Annotated in this window: 12 protein-coding genes; 4 read left to right on the forward strand and 8 right to left on the reverse strand. The window is 62.7% G+C overall.

Annotated elements, in window-relative coordinates; all coding sequences use genetic code 11:
• Positions 1-219: 219 nt before the first annotated feature.
• Complete coding sequence (locus LB310_RS02780) at positions 220-627, forward strand: DUF302 domain-containing protein (RefSeq protein WP_197702179.1); 408 nt, start codon at positions 220-222, stop codon at positions 625-627.
• A 252-nt stretch (positions 628-879) separates the two neighbouring features.
• Here the strand turns inward: LB310_RS02780 and LB310_RS02785 are convergent, their stop codons facing one another.
• Positions 880-2370, reverse strand: a complete 1491-nt coding sequence (locus LB310_RS02785; RefSeq protein ID WP_301154366.1) for a sodium-dependent transporter — start codon at positions 2368-2370, stop codon at positions 880-882.
• Positions 2371-2545: 175 nt separating this feature from the next.
• Between LB310_RS02785 and LB310_RS02790 the strand changes: the two genes are divergently transcribed.
• Positions 2546-2743, forward strand: coding sequence for a DUF4177 domain-containing protein (locus LB310_RS02790; RefSeq protein WP_087191774.1), 198 nt, complete (start codon positions 2546-2548; stop codon positions 2741-2743).
• A gap of 13 nt (positions 2744-2756) precedes the next feature.
• On the opposite strand, the gene LB310_RS02795 is transcribed toward LB310_RS02790, so the two are convergent.
• From LB310_RS02795 to rarD, 6 genes are all read right to left on the reverse strand, one after another.
• Positions 2757-4016, reverse strand: a complete 1260-nt coding sequence (locus tag LB310_RS02795) for a LuxR C-terminal-related transcriptional regulator (RefSeq protein WP_301154367.1) — start codon at positions 4014-4016, stop codon at positions 2757-2759.
• Between the two features lie 79 nt (positions 4017-4095).
• Positions 4096-5508, reverse strand: coding sequence for an SLC13 family permease (locus LB310_RS02800; protein WP_301154369.1), 1413 nt, complete (start codon positions 5506-5508; stop codon positions 4096-4098).
• Positions 5501-6337, reverse strand: coding sequence for a 4Fe-4S dicluster domain-containing protein (locus LB310_RS02805; RefSeq protein WP_301154370.1), 837 nt, complete (start codon positions 6335-6337; stop codon positions 5501-5503). Before LB310_RS02805 ends, LB310_RS02800 begins: the two co-directional genes overlap by 8 nt.
• A 2-nt stretch (positions 6338-6339) precedes the next feature.
• Positions 6340-8949, reverse strand: a complete 2610-nt coding sequence (locus tag LB310_RS02810) for a molybdopterin-dependent oxidoreductase (protein WP_301154373.1) — start codon at positions 8947-8949, stop codon at positions 6340-6342.
• Between the two features lie 12 nt (positions 8950-8961).
• The gene (locus LB310_RS02815) at positions 8962-10242 is read right to left on the reverse strand and encodes an MFS transporter (RefSeq protein WP_301154374.1); all 1281 of its coding nucleotides are present in this window, start codon (positions 10240-10242) and stop codon (positions 8962-8964) included.
• 448 nt (positions 10243-10690) lie between these two features.
• Positions 10691-11710: an EamA family transporter RarD gene (gene rarD, locus LB310_RS02820; RefSeq protein ID WP_301154376.1), complete on the reverse strand. Its 1020-nt coding sequence runs from the start codon at positions 11708-11710 to the stop codon at positions 10691-10693.
• Between the two features lie 323 nt (positions 11711-12033).
• Between rarD and LB310_RS02825 the strand changes: the two genes are divergently transcribed.
• Both LB310_RS02825 and LB310_RS02830 read left to right on the forward strand, forming a co-directional pair.
• The gene (locus tag LB310_RS02825) at positions 12034-12873 is read left to right on the forward strand and encodes a site-specific DNA-methyltransferase (RefSeq protein WP_301154380.1); all 840 of its coding nucleotides are present in this window, start codon (positions 12034-12036) and stop codon (positions 12871-12873) included.
• A 24-nt stretch (positions 12874-12897) separates the two neighbouring features.
• Positions 12898-15642, forward strand: a complete 2745-nt coding sequence (locus tag LB310_RS02830; RefSeq protein WP_301154381.1) for an N-6 DNA methylase — start codon at positions 12898-12900, stop codon at positions 15640-15642.
• A gap of 49 nt (positions 15643-15691) precedes the next feature.
• Here the strand turns inward: LB310_RS02830 and LB310_RS02835 are convergent, their stop codons facing one another.
• Entirely contained in the window at positions 15692-16786 is a 1095-nt protein-coding gene (locus LB310_RS02835) for a mandelate racemase/muconate lactonizing enzyme family protein (RefSeq protein WP_096227616.1), read from the reverse strand.
• Between the last annotated feature and the right edge of the window lie 100 nt (positions 16787-16886).

Below are 16886 nucleotides of genomic sequence, written 5' to 3' on the forward strand. Positions count from 1 at the left end.
GCGCCCGTCCAACAACCATCACGCATTATAAGGCTCTCGAGCCCGGCGCCCACGGTGCCCAGGCAACCGTTTCCGGACAAACTGCGCTAACCGGGCGCAAGCGCGCAGGAGCGCGCTATGGTGGAGCTGCACCGCCGCGCGATCGCCGAGGCAGCTGCGACCGACGCAACTGCCGCCGCCGCAACCGCGCCTCCAACCGCAGCCATCGAAGGAGTTTCCATGGGCCAACCGGAATCTCGCAACCTGCACCTGACCGTAGGGAGCCTGCCCGTAGACGAGACGGTCCGCCGCCTCACAGACGAGCTGGCGGCGCGGTCCATCCCCGTGTTCGCCACGTTCGACCACGCGCAGAACGCCGAAGGAGCGGGCCTCGACCTGCGACCCACCACGGTCGTGGTGTTCGGCTCGCCCCAAGTTGGCACCGCGCTCATGCAAGCCGACCAGCGCATAGCGATCGAGCTTCCCCTGCGCATCTCCATCTGGGAAGACGAGGCGGGCCGCACGCAGATCGCGTTCCCCCAGATGAAGGAGCTTGCCGCCCGCTATGGCCTGGGCGACCTGCCCGTCATCGCGAAGATGCAGCAGCTCCTGGAAACCTTGGCCGGCCAAGCCGCGAGCAACCGATAGGCCCGGTTGCGCCGACCGTGCCCACCGAGATTGCGGCGACGATGCTGCCTTGAGCCCGACGCGCACGCCAATCTGCACGCTTTTCACCGATTATTGCATCTTCGACACTGGCAATTCGCTCTTCGCATCCCGCCCGTGAAGACTTGCGAACATTTCCCCATGTCGCTGTTGCTCTGCTTCCGAAAAAAGAGCGCTCCGAAAGGCCCCGATGCAATAATCCGGTGATTACTGTGCAAAAACCGTCGTCTCGACCTACGCCATCCCCAGCCACACGGTGATCTTCGGCACGTAGCCCATCACGAAGATCATCAAGATGAGCGCGGGTATGCCGAACTTCAGCCACAGCTTCGACCAGCGCGGGAAGCGGACGCCCTTGCCGGTGTCGGCTTCGGCCAGGAAGTTGTCCCAGCCCCAGCCGCCCTTCGTCACGCAGAACAGCACGTACAGCAGACTGCCGATGGGCAGCAGGTTGTTTGACACGATGAAGTCCTCGATGGACTGGATGTCGCCGATGGCCGGAATCTGCACGCCCGCCAGCACGTTGAACCCGAGGGCGCACGGCAGGCTGAGCACACACACGATGACGGCCGTGCGCGCGACGGCCTTCTTGCGCGTCCAACCCCACTTGTCCATCGACCAGCTGATGAGATTCTCGAACACCGCGATGATAGTGGACAGCGCGGCAAAGCTCATGAACACGAAGAACAGCGCGCCCCACAGCTGCCCCATCGGCATCTGGTTGAACACACTGGGCAGCGTGACGAACACGAGCCCCGGGCCGCTGTCGGGCTGCACGGCGAACGCGAAGCACGCGGGGAAGATGATGAGGCCCGCCACGAGTGCCACGGCAGTGTCGAGGCCGCAGATGCGCAGCGCCTCGCCGGTGAGCGAGCGCTCCTTGCCGATGTAGCTGCCGAAGATCTCCATGGCCGAGATGCCCAGCGACAGCGTGAAGAACGCTTGGCCCATAGCCGCGTACACCGCGTCGCCGAACGTTGCCCATTGTTCGGCGGTCGTGGTGCCGGCGAACAGCTTGCCGAAGTCGGGGATAAGGTAGAACTTGAGGCCCTCGAGACCGCCCGGCAGCGTGACCGCACGCACCACGAGCACCGCCATGATGCCCAAGAGGCAGATCATCATCACCTTCGTGATGCGCTCGACGCCCTTCTGCAAGCCCAGGCTGCACACGAGGAAGCCCAGCACGATGACCACGAGCATCCAGCCGACCAGCTCGGTGGGGTTCGCCAGCATGTCGTTGAACACGGCGCCGACGCCCGCGCTGTCCAGGCCGTTGAACGCGCCCGTGCCCATCTTCACCACGAACGACAGCATCCAGCCGCCCACCGTGGTGTAGAACATCATGAGCACCATGCACCCGATGTAGCCCCACCATGAGAACCAGTGCCACTTCCGCGAAGGCTGCAGCGTGTCGAACGCCACCGCCGAGCTCTTCTGGCTGGCACGGCCCACGGCGAACTCCATGACCATGACGGGAAGGCCCAGGATGACGAGGAACACGAGGTACATGAGCACGAACGCCGCGCCGCCGTACTCGCCCGTGATATAGGGAAAGCGCCATACGTTGCCCAGGCCGATGGCGCATCCCGCGGATATCAGGATGAAGCCCAGACGCGAGCCGAACCGCTCGCGCTTGGCGACGTCTGATCCGAGCTCGGCCGCTCTACTCCCCCGCACGGCCCCGCTCGTCGCTCCGCCTCTGTTTGGTTGGTTGGCCTCGGCCATGCCACACCCCTCCGAAAAAGTCTTGTACGATATTGCCCCCACGGCAAAACGTTGCAATTGTACAGCAAACAGGTCGGCGGAGCGCGCACGTTGCCTGTCTTTTGCGCGTCCTTGCGGCTTAGCGCAGCAGGCTCTAAGATATGCCCCGAGGCGAGTCGACCGAAAGGGGTGCGCCGTGAGGGAGTACGAGTACGTGAGCGTCGACTACAAGAAGCGTGAAGTAATCATGGTTGGATTCGGCATCTCGGAACACCGCGAGATCATCGATGATTACGCGGCGCGCGGCTACCGCTACGTCGGCTCCATCATCACCGAAGTCGACAGCAACGCCCGTATACGCAAAATCGACCTGGTCTTCGAGAAAGACGCGTAGCCGCAGTCACACCCTACTCTCTGGAGCTATCCCGAGCTCCTGTTTCTCCCAGCTCCTCCTCCATGAGGGTAAGCAGCTCTTCCTGAGAGTGGACGCCCATCTTCTTGTAAATGCGGTAGATATGGCTCTTCACCGTGGGTACGGAAACGAACATGCGCTCCGCAATGGCTCGGGCAGTCAGGCCGCTCAGAAGGTGGCCCAGCACCTCGCGTTCGCGTGACGATATGCCGTAGCGGGTCCCGACGTCCACCAGGCCCTTTTCCTCGAAAGCTGCGATCTCCTCGTCCGATGGCTTGAACGACGTTATGTCGCTTGGCACGAGCGACAAGTAGGGAGACGCCGCGAGTTTCGAGTAGTAGGCGTTCAGTTTCGCGATGAGACTCTTGATGTATGGGCTGTCAAGAACCTCCTTCTTGGCCGCGAAGCCCACTTCCAGATAGTACGGCTCCTTCATCTGCACGGCCACCGTGGCATCGTCACCCGGCTCCATGAGCTTGTGAAATGCCGGCACGAAGGTGATGGCCTCGTCGTTAGCCACAACGCGGAACCGGAAAGCGCTGTCGCTCGTTACCATGTAGATGGCGTTCTTGCCGAACAGTTTCTCGGCAACGCGCCTGATATCGCCACCCGACGACACGATGGGGCGCGAGAGGATGTCAGCGTGGCTGAGCGCCCGCTTCGTCGCCAACTCGGACTTCTTGGATACGAGCACCTGGTCGTAGGAAATGAGGTAAGGTTGATACTCAAACCCGCAGGATTGCAGCCTGTCCACCAGCGCGGCGTTCCGCTCGTCGTCGGGGCTGAACAGGCAGAGCAGGCCGAGGGCGACGCAATCGTCCCCTTCGGCCTGCTCCAGAAGGCTGTCGACAACCTCCGCGTTGTCGCACTGGAAGTAGCGCGCGTTCGCGAACAGCTGGTCGAAGCTGTCGATCAGCGGATTGAACAGCGCCACGTCAAACGCGACGTTGTTCAGATACACCAGCACGGTTTTCTCGGAGATGCCGGACTCGCTGGAGCGTATGTCCGCCACCCGGTCGATCATGCGCTGCTGGATGGACAGCAGCTCCTTTGCGTCATCGAGTAGGGCCTCGCCATATGTGCTGAGAGCCACTTTGCCCTGGGTGCGTTTGAACAGCTGACACCCAAGGTTCGACTCGAGCGCGGCAAGCGAGCGGCTCATGCCTTGGGGAGTGATGAAGTCCTCGTTCGATGCCGCGGCAATCGAGCCGAGTTTCGCCACATCGACAAAGTACTTCAGATAGCTCGTCTGCATTGCCGCACCCCTCTCGCCCATCTCGTCGGCCCATCATAGCACGCTTCGGTACGGCGTCCCTAAGACCGCTCCCAACGCGCTAAGCCAAGCCGAGAGCTCCTGCGATGAGTGGCGTGATGGTCACGGATATCACCACCATAACCACGCTGGGAGCCCAGCCTACCTTCGCCATGTCGCCGAACGAGAAATACTTCCGATTGCTCGAATATGACAGCAGCGGCACGCCATCCAGCGGCAGTATGAGCGCGATGGCCGACCACCACGCCACCATGACGCACGTGGCTGCGATGCTGCCGCCCATGGACGCAATAATGGTGGCGAACGGCACGGCTATGAGCCCGGCGCACGCAGGACCTGCGGGAATGACGTTGTGCAGCAGACATGCGATGACGGAGAGCGCTGTCATGGTGGCGATAAGCGGCCAGGCGGTCATCGGCGACATGACCACGTCGACGAGCCACTGTGTAGCGCCCGTTCCCATGAGCGCAGCCACCAACACGTTCACCGCCATCATAAGCAGCATCATGCCCCAAGGGCTGTCCTCCAGAAAGTCGTTGAACTGGATGGCGTCGATGCCAGGGAAGAACATGAACCCGAGGGCGATAAGGCTGCCCACGGTAATGTCGATGGCCGACACCCACGAACTGAGCACCCACACGAGCATCGTAACAAGCATGACCGCCAGGCCCGCTATCTCGTGGCGTGGGATCTTGCCGAGCGACCGGGCGCGATCGATGCCAGCGTCCACGGCCTGCTGGGCCAGCGGCTCTGGTTTGAATATCTTGATGAGCGCGAACCAGCCGGCCGGGATGGTGATGAGGGCCATGGGAAAACCCATGGCGAACCACTGCACGAAGCTGATGGATACGCCGAAGTTCTGCTCGATGAGCGTCATGGCCAATACGTTGATGATACAGCCAGACGGCGTCATAGCACCGCCGATAGCGGCCGCCCATGGAATACCAATGGCGATGCACTTCGCGAAAGCCGATTTGCGGCCCGTGGGCGTATCGTTGGCATCGAGAACCGAATACGCGATGGGAAGCATGACGGCGCACAGCGGCAGGTTGTCCATGAGCGTGGAGATGAGCGCCGTGCCCACCATGAAGCCCAGCAGCACGCGCGACGAGCTCGTACCCGCCCACGACAAGATCTTACCCGTCAAACGCACCGCCAGCGTCGAGCGCGCAATAAAGCAGGCGAACGCGAAGCAGCATAAGTAGAAGATGATGGCATTGTTTATAGATGCCGTCCATGCGCTGGCTGCATCCATGATGCCCAGCAGGGGAACTAACCCGACCATCGCCCAGCCGGTGACGGCGATAGGCATGACCTCGGTCACCCAGAACACGATGGCCACCACGAAGATGACCAACGACATCTTCCCACCGAACGTCAGCCCCTCAGGGCTCGGAGCAAATCCCACGGCTGCCAGAGCCGCGATGCCGGCCAGGATAATGACGAATCGAAGCAGCGGAGATCGCTTACTCATGTCCAACCTCCTCGCACATGAGGTCAACGAGCACGTCGTCGAGCACCACATCCGCATCCGCGCAATCCGCCTCGAACTCGATCGGCGCGAAGCCGTCCGCCTCGATGCGAACCGCGTACCGCTCCTTGCCGCACTCGTCGTACTTGAAGTCGCCGAACTCGTCAGTCTCCAGATGAGCGATGCAGGCGCCCGCACCGTCGAGAATGCTCACGCGCGCGCCGATGACCACCTCGTTCTCACCACGGTTTGCCACCGTGCCGGCTATCCAGCGCTTCGGGCGGTTGAGGTAGTACACGTGCGACCCCTTGCCCGCCAGCTCGTCGGCCACCGAGGCAGCATCCAACTCGCCCGCAAAGTCCTCGAGCTCGCCGTAGCGCAGAGCGCCTGTGGCGCAAACGTCCACGCAACGCGGCTCGTTCCAGCCGTTGTCCAGCAGGTGAGCGCACCCGGTGCATTTTTGGGGAACTTCCAGCGCCTCGTTCCAGTAGACCAAGCCCAGCGGGCACGCCTCGGCAATGGCTCGCTGGCCCTTTGCCTTCTCGGGATCGATGACCACAAGGCCGTCATCACGCCGGTACACCGCGCCGTTCTGGGCAACGCTCATGCAGGCTGCATCATCGCACATACCGCAGAACGTGGGCGTATAGGCAACGCGCACCACCGGTACGCGCCCGCGCTCGCGCTGATCCACGCGACACCAGAACTGGCCGGTGGTCGGCTGCGGCAGCGCATACGGGCTCCAGTCGTTGTCACAGTGCTCGTCCTTGCAGGCAAGCTGGCAATTGAAGCAGCCGTTGCACCTATTCAAATCAACTACGAGGGCCTTCATCCCTACTCCTCCCCTATCAGGTAATCGCGAACGTCTGCGCCGTACTCCGGCGTGTAGTGCGCCCGCCCGAACTCCTCGGGATACTTCTCCGCAAGCGCGAACACGTCGGCCTTCTCCACCCCGGCCAGGTAGCCGGACGTCACCTCGCCGCTCGCGTTCTTGGACGAGGTGTGCGTGGGGCAGATGAGGTTGATGTCGCCGCCGCGATCCAGCCCGCCTATGCCGGAGACGATGACGTCGCTGTTCGCGCCGTGGTCCATGTACACCACGCCGTCGCGCACGCGCTCGGTCACGCGCGCCCCGCCCAGCACGGCGCCGCGCTCGTTGAAAACGCTCACCACGTCGCCGCTCCGGATGCCCAGCTTCGCCGCATCGGACGGATTGAGCCACACAGGCTCGTAGGCGTACCCGTCGGGGCCGATCACCTTGCACGTCTCGATCTCCCGGAACCATTCCACGTCGTCGAACTCCGCATGGACGCGCCAGCGCGGGTGGTTCGACTCCACGAGGAACGGGTACTTCTGCGCGCGCCCGCTCGTACGGCGGTCGTCGTGGCCGTCGCCGGACTCGATCCAGTGGGCAACCGGCCCGCGGATGTGATCGTCCGGGAAGTTCTCGGCAAGCGTGGGCGAATAGTACTCGATCTTCCCGGACGGCGTCTCCAGCGGAAACAACGCCGGGTTCTCCGCGAAGCCGCTCAGACCCACCATCTGGTCCTCCCAGCCTTCCACCGTGGGGATGAGCTGGTAGCGGTTCCGCTTGAACGCCTCGAAGTCCTGCTCTTCGGCCGGGATGCCGCAGGCCTCGTAGCCTTCGCGGATCTGCTGCTCGACGGTCTTACCGCCGGTCATGCGGTGTTTCACATCCTTATAGGCGCCGCCGTAGCGCTCGAGCTTCTCGGCCACCGCCTGCACGGCCTCCCAGTCCGAGCGCGCCTCGCCCACGGGCTCGATGGCGGCCTGCTCGTAGATGACGGCGTTCCACTGGCCGCTGTCGCAATCGGTGCCGAAATCGCTCGTCTCGAACTTCGTGCAGATGGGCAGCACGATGTCGGCGAAGCGCGCGTCGTCCTCGAACCAGGGGGCCTGCACCAGGTAGAACTCGAGGTTGTCGCTCTTGAGGGCGTCCTGGTACTCGTAGCCGCCGTTCAGGCTCGTGGAGAACGCGGGGTTGTCCGACCACAGCATTTTGATGCCAGCGTTGCCGTCGGTGGGAAACTCCAGCTTCACGAATTGGTCGGGCCGGTCGTTGGCCGCGGTACCGTGGCCGTACCAGCTGAACGACTCGCCGCGCAGTGCCTTGTGCACATGGCACTTGGCTATCATGTGATCGGCGTTGCTGCCGATGATCCAGCCGTTGTAGGCGGCAGCCGTGCTCGGCGCGAGCTTCGAAGGCGGTATAGGGCTGCACGACGTCATGCCGAACAGCGTCCATTCGATGAACTTGATGGCAATGCGCCCCGGCATGCCCACTCCCTGCATGCCCAGCAGGTACACCTCGAGCCGTGCCGGCTCGTGCGCGAACGCTGCGCGGATGAACGACCCGCCGTTGCAGTGAGCAATGGACACGTTATGGCGCGCCCAGTAGCGGGCGAGCGCCTTGATGCGGTAAGCGGGGATGCCGCAGATCGGCTCGGCCCACTCGGGCGTCTTCGGCACGCCATCCTCTTGGCCCAGCACATAGTATTCCAGCCAGTCGTAACCGATAGCGTGCGTCTCCACGTACTCCTTCTCGTAGGTGCCCTCGACCATCCACACGTAGGCGATGGCCAGCTGCAGGGCCGCGTCGGTGTTGGGCAGCACGGGAAACCACTTATCTGCATGCACGGCGGCCGTGTAGTTGCAGTCGGGCGCGATGGCGATGTGCTTGATGCCGCAGTCATCGAACCAGTACGCCAGCTTCGAGGCGAGCTGCCCGCCCCACGCCGATGTCGTGGTCTCCAGGTCGCAGCCCCAGTACAGCATAGCGTCGCAGTTCTGCGCGATATCCTGTGCCGTGTTCGTGGAATGGGTGTTCTGCCCGACCGGGTCCATGCCCCACGCGTGCTTGGCGCCCCAGTACCAGCCCTCCCAGCTGTCGGGGTTGCGGGCCTGCACGGTGTAGCCCCCGCACAGTTCCAGCAGCCGCGTCATGCAGCCGTGCGGGGCGTGCACCGCCTTGCTCTCGCCGTGGCCGTCAGCCTGACAGAGGATGGAGTACGGGCCGTACTCGTCGTGGATGCGCTTGATCTCGGCCGCGATGAGCTCGGTGGCCTCGTCCCACGAGATGCGCACGTACTTGCTCGTGCCGCGCGTCTCGGGGTGCCGCTCGCCCTGCGGGTCCCAGTCCACGCGCTTCATGGGATGGGTAATGCGGTTCTTCGAGTACGTGCGCCGCTTGTACACCAGCGGGAAGGACGGCGTGCACGACTTCATTCCCGGCTCGAACGTCGTGCCGTTGCGCCCGGTCAGCGTCCAGTAGTTCAATTCTTCCTTCGTGTAGTGCTCGTCGTAGTGCACCGGCCTGATGCGCACGAGCTTTCCGTCCTTCACGTCGGCGGCCACCATGTTGGCGCCACCTCCGCAGGCCTCCAAACCTAAGTTGTGTACGACGGTCGTATCCGCAATTTTCATGCTGCTACCCTTTCACTTCGTCTCGGCGGCGCCGACAGGGCGGACCCGCGGCGTTTCCTCTGCATTCTGCTCGGCGCGCTCCCTGCGACGCACTTCGTAGACCTTGCGATCCGACTTCACGAAAACGACGACGGCAGCGGCGGCGACAATAGCCAGCGGTGCAAGGACGAACTGACCGTTCGCCTGCCACCCGATGGCCGAGATCGTTGGGGACACCACGTACCCACCCACCACCTGCGCCACGCCCGTGGCGAACGCCATAGTGGCCAACGCCAGGTCCGTCTTCTTTGGCTCGGGCACGAGCATGGGAGTGAGGGCGCGGGTGCCGGTGGGAACGAGCGCACCGCACAGCCCCATGACGATGCTGGCCGTCCACGGGCCGGACATATCAGAGCCCGGCGTGAAGTAGAAGAAGGCCATGCACACGGCAACAAGGACGTACCCCACGACGATCATCCATTTTCGGAAATTAAGCTTGTCGGCTGCCACGCCGAACCCGATGCCGAGCGGGATGGAGATGAGCGCCGTCCAGTTGGGGAGCATGGCCGAGTCGAACACGCCGAGGCCCTTAACGTTCTGCAGGAACGTGGGGTACAGCGTGTTGATGTTCGCCACGTAGTCGAACACCCATACGAAGAAAAACGCGCACACCACCACGCCTGCCGCCATGAAGTTCTTGCCTGGGCGCTTGCGCTTGGTCGGATCGCCGTCCAAAAGCTCGTTCTCCGGCACAGCCGGCATCTTGCAACTTGCCAGCAGCCACGCAATGGACACGACCTCCATGACGATGGAAACGTACCATATGGGATGCCAGGAGAACGCCACCGCCGCACCGCCCGCCGCCTCGAAGATCATCGGCGCCGTGAAGAAGGCTATCACCACGCCCACCGGCGTCCACTGCGACCAGATGCCCATGCAAAGCCCTTGGTTCTTCAGCGGGAACAGGCGCGGCATGATGTTCGGCCCGATGACGCAGATAAGCCCGTAGGAAATGCCCTCAAGCGTTCGGCCCAGCAGAAACAACGTCGTGTCCGTGGCGAAAACGCACACGAGCGACCCCACCAGCTGAAGAACGGATGTGATCACGATAGAGAATTTCACGCCTAGTCGCTGCATGACCAGCATGCCGGGGAACGCGAGCAACATGCCCGCGATGGAATAAACCCCCATGATCTGGCTGAGCATGTCCATCGACATGCCAAGGTCAGATCCGATGAACTGGATTGCCGGCGCAGCCTTGAACTGGTTGAACGTAGCGGTGAACCCCAGAAAGAACAGCGCGGCAAAGCACATCCACCGTTCTTTCGCGTTCAGTTGCCGCCCTTGGACCCCGTACCTTGCAACAGAAGACGCCATTGGCCTCTCCTTCCCCCTCGGCGCATTCCCCGTTCACGATCGCAGGAAATAGGTGCGAATGGCATATCGGAAGATCCGTCCCCCCCCCCCACGCTCCGTATCCTCACACGCTGCCTGTCCGATCCCGCAAGGATATGGTCGCAAACGCCGGCGTCCGAAACCAGAAACAACGCATGCGCAGTGGATTCATACTCTGTTGCGGTTCATACCGCGCGAGGGTGCAGAGTGCGCCAACAGACGCACATAAGCCGATGATCAGGGTGTTCTTTGCGAAAGGCAAAGGCAGCGAGCGTTTCGCGGATACGATCAGTTATATCAAATTGATACGGGCTTTGCTCTTTTCGGGTGTCGACAGGGTATGATTTTCCGCTGGCCGCATCGGGTGCTACCGCTCGACCGGAACCCTTTCGGCGGGCCGTACGTCGGCCCCTGCGGCCTCTGCCGCCCGCTTCCGCCTGCCCGCCCATGCGGCCTCAACGCCGATAGCGGCGATACCCGCCCAGATGAGCGCGAAGCAGATGCCGTGCGCCATGGTGAACTGCTCGCCGAAGAAGGCCACCGCCAGCACGAGCGCGATGGTGGGGCTGACGTACTGGATGAAACCGATCACCGTGAGCGAGATGCGGTTGGCCGCCGCCGAGAACAACAGCAGCGGGATGGCCGTGAGCACGCCGCAGCCGGCGAGCAGCGCCATGTCGGCCACCGGGCCGGTGACGGCCATCGGGTCGGGCGTGGCGGGCACGAGCTGCCAGATCCACGGAGCGGCCGCGCCCACGATCAGGGCCACCGCGCCGATAAGCCCCGTGAGCAGCGACTCGAACGCCATGCCGGGCAGCGCCGGGTAGCCGCCCTTCTTCTTCACCGCGCCGTACACGCTGAACGTGAGCGCCAGCGCGAAGGCAATCCAGATGTCGCCGCCGTTCGCCACGATGAAGTACCCCACGCCGAGCGCCGCCAGCACCGTGGCCACCGTCTGCATGGGCGTCAGCCGCTCCTTGAAGAACACCATCCCCAGCACGATAGTGAACAGCGGGCACAGGTAGTACCCAATGCTCGTCTGCAGCAGATGCCCGCTGTTGGCGGCCCAGATGTATACGCCCCAGTTGCACGAGACGATGAGCCCCGAAGCCAGAAACGTGCGCACCGCGCGCGGGTCGCGGAACAGGTAGAGAAAGCGCGTCCGCTTGACCAGCACGCACAGCGCCACCACCGCCGCGCACGACCACACCATGCGCCACGCCAGTACCTCGAACGCGGGAACCGCCGACAGCAGCTTCCAGTACACGGGCATGACGCCCCACAGAAGGTAGCATCCGAGACCCTGGAGGAACCCCGTGCGGTCGGTCCGCCGACCGTCCCCGTTCGCGCCTTCTCCTACGCCTTCGTCCAAACCTGCCGTAGCCACAAAACACGCTCCTTGCCCTCGATCGATCCGCAGCATTATACCCCCGCCCCTTCGCACCTGCCCACGCTTTTCAACCAGCGAGGGCATTGCCAGGGCAGGATGCCCCTTGGTTGCGGGGCCGCGAGGACGCCGCTGCACTGCGAGGCCGCCGCGGTGCGGCTGCCGAGCTGCGGGGCGCTGCGGAGTGCTGCAGCGCTGCGGGGCGCCGTGAAGCCGCAGCACCCCGCACTGGCAGGAGCTTGCACCTCTGATGTTTCCCTCCGATTAGGAGCACAACATCAGCCACGGGAGATATAATCGTGAGTCTACGAATGGAGGACTGCATGCGGATCGTTCAAGCAGAAGACACCCGCTCAATTGAGCCGCTTCTCAACACCATCATCGAAGGCGACTGCCTTGAGAAGATCAAGGCCATCCCCGACGAATCGATAGACATGGTGCTCTGCGATCTGCCCTACGGGACCACCCAGAACAAATGGGACTCCATCATCAACCTCGATGTCCTCTTCACCGAATACCGCAGGGTGATAAAGCCGCGCGGCGTGATAGCCCTGACGAGCAGCGGCCTTTTCACCGCCAAGCTCATGCTCCATGCAGCCGACCTGTACAAGTACAAGTTGGTCTGGATCAAGTCGAAGGCGACCAATTTCCTCAACGCGAAGAAGCAGCCTCTAAGGAAGTACGAGGATATCTGCATCTTCTACCAATCGCAGCCGACCTACCATCCCCAGATGTCCCAAGGCGAATCGTACGACAAAGGGGTGCGCAAGAACCAGCTGACCGGAAGCTACGGCGACTTCGACCCCAAGCATGTGCAGAGCGACGGCAGCCGCTACCCAACCGACATCGTCTACTTCAAGACCGCCGAATCGGAAGGCCCCGTGTACCACCCCACGCAGAAACCGGTTGAGCTGGGAAGGTACCTCATTCGCACCTATACCGACCCGGGGGACGTCGTGCTGGACAACGCCTGCGGAAGCGGCTCTTTCTGCGTTGCCGCCTGCCTTGAGGGGCGTCGCTATATCGGCATAGAGAAAAACGAGGGCGTCGCCCGCTTCAAAAACGAGCCCATCGACTATATCGAAGTCTGCCGTCGGCGCCTCGAAGAAGCACGGTCCCGCATGGACGAGGAAAACGCGATCGCCTACCCGGCATCGTCGTGAGCAACGAGGGACGAGGTTGAGCCTATGAGCGCCCAGAGCGTCCATGACAACGAACGGTCATACGCCATCGAGCTTATCAGCGCCATCAACGACCACCTCCACGGCAAGGACATGCACATCAAGCGGGCCGGCGGGGAGTCGACCATCAACGAGCACGGCCGCGTCAAGTTCCCCGACGTCCTGCTCTTCTCAGATCGGCAACGCTCGACCATCCTCCAGGGCTGGGAGATAAAGTGCCCCGACGTCAAGATAGACGACGAGGAGTTCGTCGCCGACGCCCACCGCAAGGCGGACCTGCTGGGATGCAATTCATGCATCCTGTGGAACTTCCAGCACGCCGAGCTTCATGCGAAGACGAAAGGGAGCTCCTTCGAGATTCTCGAATCGTGGACCATCTCGGAGCACATTACCGACAGGGCGTCGATCAACGCGTTCCAAGGCGAATGGATGGCGTTCCTCCACTCCCTCGTCGACAAGATAGAGCTCTTCATAGCGTCGGGAAAAATCAAGCAGCGTGAACTGGGCGAGGTCATCACCGACTCCATCATGCCCAAGATCATCAACGAAAACAAAGATGCCGTGGCCACCGCACTCAAGAGAAGGGCCGCGGTCGATGCCTTGGTAGACATCGACATCGGATCTTGGTGGCGCACCGTGGCGAAGGAGTACACCCTCGACGAGGTGGACGCCTATCGCGCCTATGCGAAAATGCTCCTGATCGGCTGGCTGAACAAATTCCTCTTCGCGAACCTCATCAAGATCTACTACCAGGACGCACGCGAGGTCGAAAGCATCACGGAGGGATGCACGGTTGAAGATGCCGCGCGATGCTTCGCCCTCATTGCAAGCCGCTGCGGGTTCTACCACATCTTCAGCAGTCCCCCATACTGCGACTCGCTGCCCGACGCCACCCTGTCCGACCTCGTGCAGTTCAACGGGCTGCTTCAGATGTGCGACCTTGAGCAGCTTGACAGCCGTTATCGGCACCGGCTGCTCGAAGAGAGCATCTCCTCGGCCAAGCGGCAGATCTCCGGCCAGTACCCCACCCCCGAGCCCCTCGCCAAGCTCATGGCCGAGCTTGGCGTGAGAAACGCCACCGGCCACGCGTGGGACTGCTGCTGCGGAACGGGAACGATCGGCAAGGCCCTCTGGGAAAGGAAGATGAAGCTGACCGAGCCGGTGATGGACGATGCAGCCGACCGGGCTTACCGCACAACCTGGTTGTCGGACATCCACGATTTTCCCCTTCAGGTGGCCACGCTCGCCCTTTCCCCGCGCGAGCATGTCGATTCCCCTCTTCTGGTCTTCCAGAAAAACGCGTTCGAAGTCGAGCCGGGGACCATGGTCGATTTCATCGACCCTTCCACGGGGGAAGAGGTCGGCAAAGCCGTGCCCCGCTTCGACACCATTGCGAGCAACCTCCCCTACGTCGACTTCAACACCCAGGAGATCAGACGGTATTCCCAGATCAGGAACGAGCTCAAACAGGAAGCTCAGGCTGCGGGCATCAAGCTTCATGACCGCAACGACCTGTACTGCTATTTCTGCCTCTACCTTGAGCGCTTGCTCAACGACGGAGGCGTGGCATGCCTGCTTACCTCGAACACGTGGCTCTTCTCGCAAGCGGGAGTCAGCTTCTTCGAGATGCTTGCACTGAAGTACCAGATCGAAGGGATATTCGTTAACGGGCAGGCGCGCTGGTTCCACAAGACGAAAGTCATGAACGCGCTGCTGGTGCTCAGGAAGAAGAAGCCGGGCGACGTCACCGGCAACGTGCGTATGGGGGTTGTCCACGCGAGCATTGGCGACCTCGACGACCCGGCGAAACGATCCGCGATCGTGGCGAGCATCCTTTCAGGCGGCGACCGCAGCGCCCTCGTAGCGCAGCATCGCTACTCCCTAGAGGACATCCGGCGCTTCCACGCATGGGGGATAACGCTGTACGCGCTCTGCTTCGGGGTATCGTCCCTGTCCCCGCTCACCGGGAAGCTTGTCCCCATCGGCTCTTTGTTCGAGGTTTTCCGCGGCGTCAAATCGGGGTACGACGGCGCCCTCTATTCGGACGACCCCTGCTTCGTCGACCCTCCCTTCTGCTTTCCGCTGGTCAAGAACCTGCGCGGCACGCATTCGTACACCCTCGAGCCGAACCAGTACGTGCTCATCTGCGACAAGTCGAAAGACGAGCTTGCGAGGGAGGGCTATCTCAAGACCCTCGGGCATATAAGAAGGCACGAAGCGGGCGTAACGAAATCGGCGAAGTCGAATGCCCCCTATTGGTACTCTCTGCCGGCGGGCAAGAGCTTCCATTTCGCAACCATGATGAACCCGGGCGACCGCCTGTTCTTCGCGCAGGCGGGGGGAGACACCTGCTTCGCGAACCAGCGGCTCATCTGCCTTCGGGCCCTCTCCGACCATGTCGACCTTCCGCTCGCCCACGCCCTGCTCAACTCATGTACAGGCCTGCTGATGCTGGAGTCTTCCGGAGGGCCTATGGGGGACGGAGCCCTGGACAACCGGAAGGAGAGCCTGGCCGGCCTCTCGATGCTCGACCCCTCCCTGGTAGCTGTCGAATCGAGGCAGGCGATCCTCGACGCTTTCGAGCCCCTGAAGAGAAGGGCCGTGAAGCCCCTTCAAGAAGAGCTTTACGAAGCCGACCGGGAGGCGTTCGACAAGGCGGTCCTCCAGGCATTCGAGCTGGAGGACCTGCACAACCAGATAAGGGACGCCCTGTCGACGATGGTCAAGGTGAGAACCGAGGGGTTATCCTGACGATACGGCCACAACGAGGGCGCGAAGGCGTGAGGGCGCGCGGCCGCCCTCACCCCCGCACCGTGTAGCGCTCCACCGCGTCCTCGTCGAGCGTGAGGCCCAGGCCGGGGCCCTCGGGCGGGTAGACGCGGCCGTTCTCCATGCGGATGCGCTCGTTGACCAGGCTCGGAGCGGCGGGGTCGTCGAAGTCCATGAATTCGCAGGGGTAGCTGATGGTTTTCAGCGCACAGCCTATGTGGACGAGGGTGGCCATCCCCAGGCTGCTCTCGGATTGGCTGCCGATCATCATGGGCCGGTGGTACGCCTCGCACAGCGCCGCGATCTTGCGGCCGTAGGTGAAGCCGCTGCGGGGGATCTTGATCATCATGATGGACAGCGCGTCGATGTCTATCTGGTGAGCTATGTCGTGCAGCGTGAAGTTGCTCTCGTCGCCGGCGATGGGGATGTCGATGGCGTGGGCCAGGCGCACGCGGTCCTTCTCGTTCGTGGCGGCGATGGGCTCCTCGAAGTAGTCCAGCTCGCCGCGCAACGCATCGTGCACCTTCTTCGCGCCGAAGTACGTGTAGCTCTGGTTGCCGTCGATGTAGAGCCTCGTGTCGGACGTGACCGCGCGGCGCAACGCATGCACGCGGCGGATGTCGGCATCGGGGTCCAGCCCGCCCTTCACCTTGAAAGCCCGGTAGCCCTTCGCGTTCAGCTCGCGCGCCTGGTCCACCATGACCTCGTCGCTCGTGAGCCAGAGTATCCGGCTCGGCTCGATGCTATCGCGGTAGCCTCCCAGCAGCTTGTGGCAGGGCAGGCCGCACGACTTGCCCATGATGTCCCAGAGCGCCACGTCGATGCCGCCCTTTGCGGCCAGGTTCCCCTTAATGAAGGCCATGGCCTCGTGCACCTTCTCCACATCGAACGGGTCGAGGCCCGCAACCAGCGGCGCCAGCAGGTCGTTGATCACGTGCACCATGCCCACCTGCGTCTCGCCGTAGATGTTCTCGCGCGGGATGGCCTCAGCGATGCCTTCGACGCCCTCGTCCGTCATGATGCGCATCAGCACATGCGCCTGGCTGGTCATGCGACCGGTGGCCCACTCCATCGGATGGGGCAGGGGCAGGTCGACGGGGATAGCGCGCACGTTCGCAATCTTCATGGTCGGTCATCGCCTTTCGCTTCGTTCTCGCAGAGCAACGCAATACGGTATCAGATTGTAGCACCGGCCATAGGGGAGCCATTCTGGCGATCCCCCCGCA

The organism is Gordonibacter sp. RACS_AR49, from assembly GCF_030418435.1.
GTDB lineage: Bacteria > Actinomycetota > Coriobacteriia > Coriobacteriales > Eggerthellaceae > Gordonibacter > Gordonibacter urolithinfaciens.